Below are 13121 nucleotides of genomic sequence, written 5' to 3' on the forward strand. Positions count from 1 at the left end.
CTCATGACCCCTTGGGGCGGCCCGACGGTGGGGCTGATGTAATCTCATCCGCCAGATAGAGCCTGCGTGCCGGGCCGTCAAGAATGAGAACGGGCACTGAGCGCCAGAACGGCGCGTCGACCTGCGCTGGCGGATCCTTGCCGCCCGGACCTGCGCGGATTGCCGGCGCGTCAACCCAGTCGAAGCTGCCGACGCGGACGTCTCGCACGCGTACCACACCTCTCGGTGGGCCGCCGGAAAGCGCGCGGCGCGGGACCACCATGTGGGTACCGCCGAACGTCAACAAAAAGCTCGCCGGATTCCCATCGACGGTGGCGGGATAGGCGCACCCACCGTAGTTACGAATCCCGATCGGGACCGAGCAGCGTACGCGATAGCCTCCATATCGAAGGAGTGAGCGCAGCGGTCTTTCGCCGCCCCACATGGTAACGTTTTGGCGCTGATAGTCAACTGACAGGATGATCTGCGACAGCAAATCCCAGCAGATCGCGCCATCGCATCCGTTTGGCCTCGGGCGGAGCCCTGCGACGGGCAGCGGTCCCCCTCCGATGCGCAGCCCACCGATTGACAACTGTGCAGCGCAGCTGCCGGCCCAGCCGTGCCGCAGCCATTGCGGATCCGCCAGAACGCGCAGGTTGAGACGGCGCGCTGCAGCGCTCGTTATATACGTCGGTACCACGGAGGGTTCGATGGCCAGCCAGCAGGGTCGTCCCGCGATTCGTACATTGATGGCTACAAGGCCGTCACCACCGCGAATCGCGAACGGAACCGTCGCCTGTACGAGGTGCGGCGCAGCGCTGCTCGTCATCGGGCTCGGCGGATGGTTCGCGCAGCCGGTGGCGGCCAACGCCGTGGCGAGGAACCATCGCGTTGTACGTCGCCGGGATCGCCGAACCACGCACGCGCTCCACGACTTGGCGCGGTGGCGCTCTTCCGGCGCGTGGTTAGTATCCATTCGGGTACTCGCCAGTGAAATCGTCCATTGGGTGTTCTTCTGGCCGTGTGCCCACAGGTTCGTCTTGCGGCACCGGGACCATGTCTCCACCGTCTCCCGCTTCAACGCCGGGGTCGTCTCCACCGGGATCGATCGGGTGGCAATGCGGAAGCGATGGATCGTTCCTGGCCCTACCGCAGGGCTCCTCCCAACCCGGCCAATCTTCGGCCTGCGGCGGTGTGAATTCGGGGACCCACACCGGCGCTTCGATGTCGGGCAACGGGAGCCAAATCACATATGGAACAGGACGCGCGTGGGCAATTCTCACGCCGCCGCTCGGATCCACGAAATCGTTCGGCTCACCGCCGCAGTACGCGTACGGAATCTGGTCCAGCATGCTGTCACGGCTGGCGAACCGTCCGACCTGCGGGTCGTAGTAGCGTGCTCCTACATGCTGCAGCCCTGCGTCGCCGTTGCTCTGGTAGGCCCAGTCGCCGGCAAAGTTGTATGGGCTCGAAGTCGAGCCACTGCTCGCGATGGTGTTTCAAACGCATCGAAATCCTGTGTGGCCGTGGCCGTGCCGGAGCTGTTGGTTTCGGCGCGGGCAGAGCCGAGGCCATCGTAATCGAAGGCCAGGCTGTACGCCGTGCCGGCCAGCGTGCGACCGGTCTGCTCACCATTCGCATTGTACGAATAGCTGTTCGCGAATCCGCCACTGGTCGCCGTAAGCTCATCGTCGTTATCCATCGTGAAGCTTGTAGAGGTGCTTCCCACCGTTTCGCCGGTGCGGATTCCTACCGGATCTACGGTGTACGAAATCGGGTACGGGTTTGACCCGGTTCGCGCTTCCGACGTGAGGCGGCTGCCCCGTGCTTGACGGCTATGGACCGGAATCCGGATGCGCCAGATCGTAACGCGCCTCGTCTGCGAACCAGGGAGATTTGCTTCGCGCAACAATCGCGCGCTCGCTTTGTGCGGCGGCATGGTCACCCTCGGCCCACTCGTCATCCGCGATAGCTAATCGGAGCCAGTCGTCGTGCGGTCCGCCGGTCAAGTGATCCGATGCGAACGCGACGGCAGCACGATGTTGACCGAGGGATTCCAGGTCAATAAGCATCATTGTTATTCGACCCGGATTGTTCGGGTCGTGATAATACGCCACCTTGTCGGATTCGAGACGATGCTCGTTCCGCAAGCGCAGCGACCACCACCAGATCGACCAGCCGACCACCAGTACCAATACCGCCGCGGCAGTGCACAGCGCGTAAACTCGCAGGAGGCGTGGCCAGATGTAAGTAAGCATTGGGTATGTACGCGGACGTATCCTGTATCAGGCTGGCTATTCGACGCGTTGCCTCGAAAGGACCGGTTCCGAAATCATCGTGCGTTCGGTTAACGTAACCACTTCTGCCCAGAGCGGCAACACTGGCTTCCGAGTTCCGATCTCCGGCACACGCCAAGCGGCTGTACCGGTGCCGGCAGCTTCGTCACTTGCCCGGCGTGTGCCGTCGAGCGCGGGGAACCCACGACCTCCCTCTCGCCTCGAACCCACGGCCTGCCAAACGCGGCACGGGTTGAAAGCGGCCACCGTTGCCCCCGGTGTGGTCGCTCTGTTCGTGTTAGCCATCACGCACCAGGCGCCGGGTGCGCCAGGTCGTAGCGCGCCTGTGCCGCAGCGAGGTGAGATTTACTCCGCGCCACAATCGCGCGTTCCGCTTGAGCCTTGGCGTGGTGACCTTCGGCCCACTCGTCGTCTGCGATCATCAGTTCTAACCCGTCGTCCAAGGGGCCGCCGGTCAGGCGACTTGACGCGAGCCTGATCGCCGCCCGATGCTCGCCTAGGAAGTCCAGGTCCAGGAGCATCATTGAGACGCGTCCGGCGCTGTCAGGATCGTGATAAAATGCCGCCCGGGAGGTCTCCAGGTGTCGCTCATAGCTCAGGCGCAGGGACCACGACCAGATGGAAAAGTAGCCAACCAGCACGGCAGCCGCCGCGGCCCAGGAGACCATATACGCACACACGAGCCGCCTCCAGCTGTTAGCTACCATGGTAGACTAGCCCAAAGGCATCCACTATCACCTTTGCGACGCCGCATGCAGCCTCGGCTTGCTGCTTGCGGATCTGCTCGTCTATCCTGCCACCGCGACCGTTGCCGCCACGGGCGACCCACTGCTCATAGATCTTTCGCTCGGTGCTGACAGTTTGCATCGCCCCCCAGGTAGCGCGCCCGTCGACTACAGCTACCACAATCACGGGCACTATCAACACAACAGCGACGGCGCCTCCTATAACCTTGACCGGCCCGTCGCCGATCTCCCGCATGGCGTCGCCTGCCGAGTAGGCCAGGAACCTCAGCCACTCGGGGAGCCGCCCGCTCGGATCCACAAAATCATTCGGCTCGCCCCCGCAATACGCATACGGAATCTGGTCCAGCATGCTGTCACGGCTGGCGAACCGCCCGACCTGTGGGTCGTAATACCTAGCGCCTACGTGTAGTAGGCCAGCGTCCCCGTCGCTCTGGTAGGTCCAGTCGCCGGCAAAGTTGTACGGGCTGCTAGTGCTGCCGCTCCTCGCGATGGTGTTCCCAAACGCATCGAAGTCCTGCCTCGCCGTGGCTGTGCCGGAGCTGTTCGTTTCGGCGCGCACGGAACCGAGCGCGTCGAAGGCCGGATACTCGCCGTTACGCCGGAGCAGATCGTTACCAACGGTGTACGCGGCAGTGAAGCTCGAACCCTGCGTCTCCGTCACCGGCGCGCCGCCGGCATACTGCGTGGACGTGGTGGTACCGGAGGCCGTGCGGCTCACGCGCCGGCCCAAGGCATCATAGCCAAAAGCGGTCACCGCCGTGCCCTGCGTAATCGACTTGAGCTGGCCGTCGTTATCCATCGTGCAGCTTGTTGAGGTGCTTCCCACCGTTTCGCCGGTGCGGTTTCCTACCGGATCCACCGTGTACGAAATCGAAACCAACGTAATCATAATCTAACAGAACAAGCCTGTCAGGGATTATACAAGCTTTCTTTGAAAATGTTCGCACGCATCCGGCACTCAACAGGTAAAGCGAGTTTTGCGGGCCGGAAAGTTCCATCCGAGCGACTTTTTTGGATTTTATTTGTTTGAGAGCCAATTTGTGCAGCGGTGAGTGCCGGCTGCCTGAACCGGAACCATCAACAGCGGATCCTTCGGTGTTGCTCGGAGTGACGACTGTGGGGGTGTTCGGTTCCCGGCATTCTATCGGCAGCGGCAGGTCAACCTGCTGCAGAAGTGTAAATCATTGTGTGGGCCGGGTCCGACTGACCTGGCGCACCACAACCGTCTGTCGAACCGGGAGTATCAACCTTGAAATCGAATCGTGTGAAAGAGGGCCTCAAAGCCGGAACGCCCCAGATCGGCACGTGGCTGTCGCTCGCCAGCCCATTTGCCGCCCGGTTCATGGCCCGGACCGGATTCGCCTGGCTCAACCTGGATATGGAGCACAGCCCGGCGACCTGGGAGACGGCAGCGCAGGTATTCGGCGCCGTGGCGGATGCCGGCGGCATTCCGCTGGTTCGCGTGCCGTTCAACAGCCTGGAGAATGCAAAGCGAGCGCTGGATGCCGGTACCTACGGCGTCATCTTTCCCATGTGCAACACGCGCGCCGAGGCCGAACGCGCGGTAGCCGCGTGTAAATACCCGCCGGCAGGGGAACGGAGTGTCGGCGGCGGACTCCAGGTCTTAAACTTTGACGCTCCGGCGAGCGAATACTACGCACGCGCGAACGAGCAGATCCTGGTGATTGTGCAGGCGGAACACGTGGAGGCCGTGCGGAATGCCGAGGAGATACTCTCTGTACCGGGGATCGATGCGGTGTTTGTGGGGCCGAACGACCTGCTGGCCTCGATGCATAAAACACCACGGATGGAGACCGATGACCCGGAATTCGTGCAGGCTCTGGCCCACGTGAAGGCCACGGCAGAGAGATTCGGCGTGGCGCCGGGCATACATGTTGCCGATGCGGAGGCGGCCCGGCGCAGAGTGGCGGAGGGCTGGAAATTCATCGCAATCAGCAGTGAACTTGGCTTCATGCTGGAAACAGCGAATGCCACCGTGGAGCAGGCGATCGGCGTGGCTGCGGCCGGTGTTGGGGCGCGCTATTAGTCCGATCACGCTACCGGTTCAAAGTGCGCCGTGAAGTGGCGCAGAAAAGCCGGTTGGCTTGTAATTCGCAGGCCGTGAATACTGGACCGGCTCTCATAGACGCCGATAATCAGTTCAGCCACGTAGTCAACGTGGCTCTGGGTGTACACACGGCGCGGAATGGCAAGGCGCACCAGGTCCATCGGTGCGAACGTCTCGTCGCCGGTCACCGGGTTGTGCTTGCCAAACATCACGCTACCAATCTCCACACTGCGTATGCCGCCGGCAAGGTAGATGGCGCAGACGAGCGCCTGACCAGGATACTGCTCGATGGGCACGTGCGGCAGAAAGCTGCGCGCATCCAGGTAGAGAGCATGGCCGCCGGGCGGCTCAACAAACCGGATACCACGGGCGCGCAGCTTGTCGGCGAAGTAGGTGACGCACGCATGTCGGTAGTCGAGGTACCTCTCGTCCTGCGCCTCCTGGATGCCTACGGCAAGCGCTTCCAGATCGCGCGCCGCCAGCCCCCCGTACGTTGGAAAGCCTTCGGTGAGGATCAGTAGGTTGCGGGCCTGCTCCGCCATCGCGTCGTCGTTCACGGCCAGAAAGCCGCCGATATTGCAGATGCCATCCTTTTTGCCGCTGAACGTGGCGCCATCGCAAAGGCTGAACATCTCCTGGGCGATCTTGTGGATGCCCACATGCGCGTAGCCGGCCTCCCGCTGCTTGATGAACCAGGCATTCTCGGCAAACTGGCAGGAGTCGAGGAAGAATGGAATGCCTCGCTTGCGCAGCGCCGTGCTCACTGCGCGGATGTTCGCCATAGAGACCGGCTGACCACCGCCCGTGTTGTTGGTTATCGTCAGCATGCCCAGTGGGATGTCCGCTGTGGAATCCAGCAGCGTCTCTAGCGCAGCAATGTCTACATTTCGCTTGAACGGATGAACCAACTGCGGGTCCTTGCCCTCTGGAATCACCAGATCAACGGCCTCAGCGCCGGAGTATTCGATATTGGCGCGTGTGGTGTCAAAATGGTTGTTCGAGGGCACCGTCCGCCCCTTCCCCCCGGCGATCTGAAATAGGATGCGCTCCGCCGCACGGCCCTGATGGGTGGGAATCACATGTTTGAGGCCGGTAAGCTCCCGAACCACCTTCTCGAATCTGAAGTAACTCTGGCTGCCGGCGTAGCTTTCGTCCGCAACCATCATGGCGCCCCACTGCGCCGCCGACATCGCCGCTGTGCCGCTATCGGTCAGCAGATCGATGAGCACATCCTCCGCGCGCATCAGAAACGGGTTGTAGTGCGCTCGAGCGAGGATCTCCACGCGCTCTTCCGCAGTGGTGAATCGGATCGGCTCAACCACTTTGATCTTGAACGGTTCAATGACGGCCTTCAAAACGTGCCTCCCAGAGCCGGCCGCGAGCGAGTCGATGCCCGTTCCGCGCCTGGCTGTCGACCTCCATCTTACCCCGGCGGCTGCCCGGCGATCGCACCGCCATGACGCGTTCCAGATCCCGTTTGCAGCCGTTGATCGCTCTGGTTACGCTTACATTCTGCCTCGTTCTGTTTGGTCGGTTGGCATGGCGCCGGTATCATCGCTATATCGACCGTCAGTTGCTGCAGGCTTCCTGCCACGGAGACCTGAGAAAAGTCCGGCACTGGCTCGAACTGGGCGCTGACCCAAACGCACTGGATGACGGCGCCGGCCCCTGCTTCGGCCCACCACTCCTGGAGGCGGTATCGTGGGGTGCATACCCCGCCGCAAGAGCCTCCGGGCGAGTGAAACCATCCGCGAGTGACGTGCGCACCTTTCGAATGAGGGCGGAAGCTATCAGCCGGTTGCTGCTTCAACACCACGCTAACCCGGATGCGCGCGGTCGGTACGCCGGTGGGTCTCTGGCAACCGCCGCAGGCGTAGGCTGGCACAGTCTGGTCCAACTGCTTCTGCATAACGGCGCCAGTGTGGATGGCGGTGTGGGCTGCAAGGAATCGCCATTGGCTGCGGCCGCTGGCGGAGGCGACCTGTCGACAGTGAGCTTGCTGCTGGCATCAGGCGCGAACGTAAACGGCGCTCGGACCGACGCACTGTCGCCGATCTCGGCGGCCGCTCAGAACCCGAGCCCTCAGGTCACGCTGCTTCTGGTCCACCACGGCGCCGCCTTAAACGGTAACGTCAACGATCTGCAGTCGCCGCTGGCCGCGGCGGTTCTTGGCAGAAACGGGGCGCTGGCAAATGTGCTGCTGACGCGCGGGGCATCGCCGAACGGCTCGCCGCATGACGCGACCAGCCCTCTGTGCGCGGCGATCGGCCAGCGCTACTTCGGCCTTGCAGAGCGGTTACTGCATCTCGGCGCGAGTATACGCGGAGTAGGCCCTGTTCCCCAAGACCCGCTGCGAGCCGCTGTCGCGATGGACAATGTCCCGCTCACGCACGAGCTGTTGGCGCGTGGAGCAAGCGTAAAAATATCCGCTGGCGTGCTCGAGAGCGTCCGCTCGGTCGCCATGATGCGGCTGCTGGTGGCTCACGGCGCAAACGTACTCGCGGCAGACAGCCAGGGCACGACCGCGCTGATGGCCGCAGCAGCAAGTGGGGAGATACCGGTCGTACGCCTGCTGCTTTATCTGGGGGCAGCAGTGAACAGCAGAGATGCGATGGGTATGAGCGCGCTGGACTACGCTGTGGCGGCCGCACGCCAGCAATACGGCGCGGCCAGGCGTTCTCCCCCAAACGTGGCACGCTGTATGCAGCTGCTGATCGCCCATGGCGCCGAACCAGCCGATGTCCGAGACCATGACAGCTCCCTGATGCTGGCCGCATACCCCGGCTGCAAAGCAATTGAACAGGTTTTGCTGGCGCACGGAGCCACCGTTGACACCAGGAATCCAGACGGGTGGACTGCCGCACAGTTTGCCGTGATGAACCGGGCGCACGATGTACTGCGCCTGCTGTTGCGATCTGGCGCGAGCCCGAATGGAAGGGATAAGGCGCGTCGCACGCTGCTGCAGCTCGCGGTTGGAGATAGCGACGCGCCCGCCGTCAGCGCACTATTGGCCGCCGGGGCGGATCCGAAGGCGGAGACTTCAACGGGCGGAACGGTTTTGGATGAGGCCCGCCATTTGCGGCACAGTACGACGATTGTGGGGTTGATTCAGGCTGCGCTGCCGAAGCCGGTAAACGCGCCACGACCGTAAACCGCAGCTCGGCGCTGGCTCTATCTGCGCTCCGCCTCATCGAGAAACCGCGCCAGATCGGCCTTTCCAAGGTGTGGTTCGCCCGGAGCCACGTGGTCCAGCCGGCCCTGCCGCATCCACTTCTCCAGCAGATCCACCTGATCAAAGAGGTGAGCAAAGGACTCAACGTGGAACAGCAGCGGCTGATAGTGGTTGATCTCGAAGTACTGATTGATCACCCACTCCAGCTGGATGGGATATCGCTGCACCTCCGCGGCCTCGATGGAGTGGCGCAGCTCTCCAAACGAGCTCAACAGGCCGCTGCCGTAAGCTTTGAGGCCATCGGGTCCGCGCATCAGTCCAAATTCGATCGTGAACCAGAAGAAGCGGGCCAGCGCCTTGTAGACGCTGGCAATGCGAGCAGCGCGCTCGGCCCTATTCCTGATTGACGCAGCGATCTCCACCGCGGTATGGGCACAATCGCCGAATCGGACCAGCGTATCGGCGAAGGCGGTGTCGGTGTGCATGGGGACGTGCCCGGCGATGTCATGGAAGATATCGGGCTCCGGCAGATAGTCCAGACGGCCCGCGTCGCGAATGGTGATGGTGGTTGGGAACTCGCGGTTGCGAAGCCGGTCGAAGAAGACAAAAGCCGGCACATAACCACTTACCGGCCGCGCCTTGAATCCCGTAAGCGGCGAAAGGAACCGATTGACGTCGTCAAGTCGCGGCACTCGCTTTGAATCGAGGCACAGGTTGGATATACCGGCGAGAAAGTGCGAGTTGGCGTACTTGTTCCAGGGATCCTCCATACGCGCATAGAGGCTGCGCCACGCGGCATGGTTCTCCTCAGTGTAGAGTTCGTAAGGCTGCTCTATGTACAACTCGCCGGATTGGCGCGCGTGCTCGATGTAGGGCGAATGGTTTGTGGTGAGGCCCGCCAGACCCTTAACCGCCGCTGCCTTCATGTCGTCACCTCCGCACGCGCCTATGCGTCCGTTACCGCGCCACTTCCGAAGCTGATCGTCACGCCCTACCCTGCAGCCTTGAACTGGGTCGACTTCCACTGCTCAAACAGGGGTTTCAGCTTGATACGCTGATACTTACCCGTTGAGGTTACCGGAAAGGTCTCGCCGAAAACCACCACCTTCGGGCACTTGGCAAACGGCAGCCGTTCTCGACACCAGATGATCACATCCTGCTCGGTGAGCGATCCAGGCTCCTCGGGCTGAACGTAGGCACCGATCTCCTCGCCGTAGAAGTCGTTGTCAAATCCAACGGCCATGGCCGCCTTGACGCCGGGAACTGTGGCCAGAACCTCGTCAATGTCGAACGGCGAGTAGTTGACGCCACCTCGAATGATCAACTCCTTGATGCGCCCGGTGATGAAGTAGTACGGCGAGCCATCTGGCCCGGGGCGCCAGAACCCCTCGTCGCCGGTCCTGAACCAACCGTGCGCAAACGCATCGGCATTTGCCTGTGGCCGCTTGTAGTAACACTGCATCACGTTGGCCCCACGCACTACGATCTCGCCGCGTTCGTCCTCGGGCTGCTCCTCACCTGCTGCATTGTGGATCGCCATGTCGTTGGCCGAGATTGCGCAGCCGATAGAAGGGAAGCCGCATTCGAACATCCAGTGCACATAGGCATTCTCGTCGAGCAGTGGAGGGAGGAAACAGGAGTAGCAGGTGGTCTCGGATAGGCCATAGCCATGAACGACACGCACACCGAACAGGTCGTGAAACTGCTTCGCAAGCCCGGTTGTGAGCGGTCCGGCGCCGCAAATGACGTGCCGGAGCACGCTCGGGGTCGATCGCTTGTAGAGTCGCGGCTGCGCGCAAAGAAACGCGAGAACCGTCGGTACCACGCTGGCCCAGGTGCAGTGCTCGTGCCTCAGCGTGTACCAGAACGTATGTGCGCGGAAGCGGTCGTTGAGGACCACGCTCCCTCCCGAGACCAGCGGGGTCATCAGCGTGACGACCACTCCGTTGACGTGGTGAATGGGCAAGATGCAGAAAGCACGATCGCGCGATGTGAAACCATGCCAATCTGCGATGCTCAACGCATCATTCAGCAGGTCCGCCTGGTCCAACACCACACCCTTCGGCGCTCCGGTTGTCCCGGAAGTGTAGACGATCAGAGCCTCCGCGGTTTTCGGTACCTCCGGCAGGTTGGCCGGCGGAGCGTTCAGCAAGTCCGTAAGGCTCTCCAGATCTCCTGTCGCGGGTCCCGCGATAATCCATCGGCCCACGGCCGGTAGCCGCGCCATGAGGCGGCGTGCCCGATCGAGTTGTGACGGCAGCACAAATACCGCAGCCGCTTCGGCGTTCTCCAGTACGAACGCCGCGTTATCCTCCTCTTCACCTGCGTTTACGGGTACCACGCACATACCTGCGATCCAGGCGGCAAAGTAGACGAGAACCGTGTCGGGGTCGTTCGCCATCAGCGTGCCGATCCGACTACCAACCGCGAGGTTCAGGCGCGAGTGCAGGGCATGCGCCAACCGGGACGCCAGATCGAAGAACTCCGCGCGCGTCCATGCGCCGGCACGCTTGCCTTCCCGATACCATGTGAGCCACGACGCCTGGTCGGCTTCATGGCTGCGATCGCTCAGGAGGCTGCCGATGCTCTGCCACGGGGTGAACGCCTTGCGATCCACACCGCTGGAGAGGCGCTGCGCGGAAGCGATCAATCCAGCCGTTTCGCTGCTGTAACTTTCAGAACTCACGCCATTGTGTTCCCGGATGTGCCGCCGGTCCGATGATGCCGGCGATTTCGATTTTGGCAGATGCGAATCGTATAATGGTATCGCATAACGCTCCGTGACGAGCACCGAGAGGAGAACCCAGTGTCAAATGAAGGAATGCCCCTACGAGGCATCGATCGGCTTCGCTTCTTTGTAGGCAACGCACGGCAATCGGCCTACTTTTACCGAAATGCGTTCGGCTTCGACGTCGTGGCCTATGCCGGTCTCGAAACAGGCAGTCGCAATGAGGCCGCCTATGTGCTGCGCCAGGGCTCCATCACGTTTGTGCTGGCTTCACCGCTTGGCCCGGACCACCCCGATAACCACAGGCTGATAGAGCACGGTGATTCGGTTCAGGACGTTGGTATCGAAGTCGACGATGTGCAGGCCGCCTTTCACGAGGCGGTCCGGCGCGGGGCACGGCCCGTGACTGAGCCGCAGGTGCTGGAAGACAGGAACGGCGTCTACGAGATTGCCAGCATTCAGGCGTACGGCGATACCACCCACAGCTTCATCAATCACGATGGATACCACGGCGTGTTCGCGCCCGGGTACGAACCGCTTGAAGCGGAGCGGTATGACGCAGGCAGTTTCCATTCTTCCGGCCTCACCGCCATCGACCATGTCGTCGCAAATGTGGAAGAGGGCCGCATGAACGAGTGGGTTCAGTTCTACGAACAGGTGCTGGGATTCAGCCAGTTGGTGCACTTCGACGACAAGGATATCAGCACCGAGTACTCCGCTTTGATGTCGAAGGTGGTGCAGGATGGCGGCGGCCGGATCAAGTTCCCTATCAATGAGCCGGCGGATGGGCTCAAGCGCTCTCAAATCGAGGAGTATCTGGAGTACTACGGCGGCCCCGGAGTGCAGCACATTGCCCTGGCTACCGATGACATTGTCGGTACGGTGACCAACCTGCTGCGAAATGACGTATCGTTCCTCAAGGTGCCACAGACTTACTACGATGCCCTGCCCGACCGTGTCGGCCGTATTGACGAGGACTTCAAACAGCTGGCGAAGCTCGGCATACTTGTGGACCGAGACGACGAGGGATACCTGCTGCAGATATTTACCAAACCGGTGGAGGATAGGCCCACGCTCTTCTTCGAGGTGATCGAGCGACACGGCTCGCGCAGTTTCGGCAAAGGCAACTTCAAAGCGCTCTTCGAGGCGATCGAGCGCGAACAGATGTCGCGCGGAACGCTCTAGCAGCGATGAAGCTTGTCCGATTCCTTCGACCGGGCTCGGATCAAGCCGAGGTCGGCATGGCAGCCGGCAATACCATCCGCCCTCTGGCGGCTATGGCTCCGCCGGGAGGCTGCTGCGATGTCCGGGCTGCGCAGGCGGCGATGCAGGCACGTGGAGCCGGACAGGCGACCGGCGAGGAGCAGCTGGCGCTGCGGGATGTGACGGTTCTGGCCCCGGTTGCGCCGCGGTCGTTCCGCGACTTCTACGCGTTTGAGCAGCACGTTGTCGCAGCTCGACGGAACCGAGGGCTTGAGATGGTAGCCGAATGGTACGACGCACCAGCTTTCTACTTCTCGAATCCGGCCGGGCTTATCGGGCCTGGCGAAAGTGTGGTGTGGCCGGAGGAGACTCAGGCACTGGACTTCGAGCTGGAACTGGCCGCCGTGATCGGTGTTGAGTGCCGCGATCTAAGCGCTTCCGCAGCCGATGAGGTAATCGCGGGGTTCACCGTTCTCAACGACTGGAGCGCGCGCGACATTCAGAAGCACGAGATGAAGGTGGGCCTTGGACCGGCAAAGGGCAAGGACTTCTGTACGTCGCTCGGCCCGTGGCTCGTAACCCCGGATGAGTTGGCGCCGTTCACGCATAGGCACGCCACACGCGGCTGCACGTACTCGATGCGCATGACGGCGGCAGTGAACGGCAAGCAGATATCTGCGGGCAACAGCGGAGAGATGCGCTGGACCTTTGCCGAACTGATCGAGCGGGCCAGCTCGTGCGCAACACTCCAGGTGGGAGACGTGATCGGTTCCGGTACTGTTGGCACCGGCTGCATCACGGAGTTTCCGACAGGCACGTGGCCGTGGCTGCAGCAGGGCGATGTTGTGACGCTCGAGGTGGAGGGGATCGGGCGGTTGGAGAATCGCCTGGCTCGATCCCCTCGATAAGCGCTCCAGGAGAAGAGACG

The 13121-nt window shown here is 62.2% G+C and carries 13 protein-coding genes; 4 read left to right on the forward strand and 9 right to left on the reverse strand.

All coding sequences use genetic code 11. From position 1 onward, the window contains the following. Position 1: 1 nt before the first annotated feature. From KGJ62_11905 to KGJ62_11930, 6 genes are all read right to left on the reverse strand, one after another. Positions 2–955: a hypothetical protein gene (locus KGJ62_11905; GenBank protein ID MDE2127283.1), complete on the reverse strand. Its 954-nt coding sequence runs from the start codon at positions 953–955 to the stop codon at positions 2–4. After that, complete coding sequence (locus tag KGJ62_11910) at positions 945–1472, reverse strand: hypothetical protein (GenBank protein MDE2127284.1); 528 nt, start codon at positions 1470–1472, stop codon at positions 945–947. Before KGJ62_11910 ends, KGJ62_11905 begins: the two co-directional genes overlap by 11 nt. Continuing rightward, complete coding sequence (locus KGJ62_11915) at positions 1382–1891, reverse strand: hypothetical protein (protein MDE2127285.1); 510 nt, start codon at positions 1889–1891, stop codon at positions 1382–1384. The genes KGJ62_11910 and KGJ62_11915 overlap by 91 nt, the downstream gene beginning before the upstream one ends. Further along, positions 1815–2237: a hypothetical protein gene (locus KGJ62_11920; GenBank protein MDE2127286.1), complete on the reverse strand. Its 423-nt coding sequence runs from the start codon at positions 2235–2237 to the stop codon at positions 1815–1817. The genes KGJ62_11915 and KGJ62_11920 overlap by 77 nt, the downstream gene beginning before the upstream one ends. A 323-nt stretch (positions 2238–2560) precedes the next feature. Then, positions 2561–2983 (reverse strand): hypothetical protein, encoded by a 423-nt coding sequence (locus KGJ62_11925; protein MDE2127287.1) that lies wholly within the window; start codon positions 2981–2983, stop codon positions 2561–2563. After that, positions 2973–3911 carry a hypothetical protein gene (locus tag KGJ62_11930; protein MDE2127288.1) on the reverse strand — a complete coding sequence of 313 codons (939 nt, stop codon included), beginning with the start codon at positions 3909–3911 and terminating at the stop codon, positions 2973–2975. Before KGJ62_11930 ends, KGJ62_11925 begins: the two co-directional genes overlap by 11 nt. Positions 3912–4271: 360 nt before the next feature. Between KGJ62_11930 and KGJ62_11935 the strand changes: the two genes are divergently transcribed. Next, positions 4272–5069 carry a 2-dehydro-3-deoxyglucarate aldolase gene (locus tag KGJ62_11935; GenBank protein ID MDE2127289.1) on the forward strand — a complete coding sequence of 266 codons (798 nt, stop codon included), beginning with the start codon at positions 4272–4274 and terminating at the stop codon, positions 5067–5069. 5 nt (positions 5070–5074) lie between these two features. Here the strand turns inward: KGJ62_11935 and KGJ62_11940 are convergent, their stop codons facing one another. Next, complete coding sequence (locus KGJ62_11940) at positions 5075–6445, reverse strand: tryptophanase (GenBank protein ID MDE2127290.1); 1371 nt, start codon at positions 6443–6445, stop codon at positions 5075–5077. A 101-nt stretch (positions 6446–6546) separates the two neighbouring features. Between KGJ62_11940 and KGJ62_11945 the strand changes: the two genes are divergently transcribed. Further along, positions 6547–8241 (forward strand): ankyrin repeat domain-containing protein, encoded by a 1695-nt coding sequence (locus KGJ62_11945; GenBank protein MDE2127291.1) that lies wholly within the window; start codon positions 6547–6549, stop codon positions 8239–8241. Between the two features lie 20 nt (positions 8242–8261). Here KGJ62_11945 and KGJ62_11950 read toward each other — a convergent pair whose 3' ends face one another. Then, complete coding sequence (locus KGJ62_11950; GenBank protein ID MDE2127292.1) at positions 8262–9188, reverse strand: phenylalanine 4-monooxygenase; 927 nt, start codon at positions 9186–9188, stop codon at positions 8262–8264. A gap of 65 nt (positions 9189–9253) precedes the next feature. Then, on the reverse strand, positions 9254–10948 hold the full coding sequence (locus KGJ62_11955) for an acyl--CoA ligase (GenBank protein ID MDE2127293.1): 1695 nt from the start codon (positions 10946–10948) through the stop codon (positions 9254–9256). 135 nt (positions 10949–11083) lie between these two features. Between KGJ62_11955 and hppD the strand changes: the two genes are divergently transcribed. Continuing rightward, positions 11084–12175 (forward strand): 4-hydroxyphenylpyruvate dioxygenase, encoded by a 1092-nt coding sequence (gene hppD / locus KGJ62_11960; protein ID MDE2127294.1) that lies wholly within the window; start codon positions 11084–11086, stop codon positions 12173–12175. 5 nt (positions 12176–12180) lie between these two features. Further along, complete coding sequence (locus KGJ62_11965) at positions 12181–13101, forward strand: fumarylacetoacetate hydrolase family protein (GenBank protein ID MDE2127295.1); 921 nt, start codon at positions 12181–12183, stop codon at positions 13099–13101. Positions 13102–13121: the final 20 nt, after the last annotated feature.

The organism is Armatimonadota bacterium (assembly GCA_028871815.1).
Classification (GTDB): Bacteria; Armatimonadota; Chthonomonadetes; order Chthonomonadales; family Chthonomonadaceae; genus REEB205.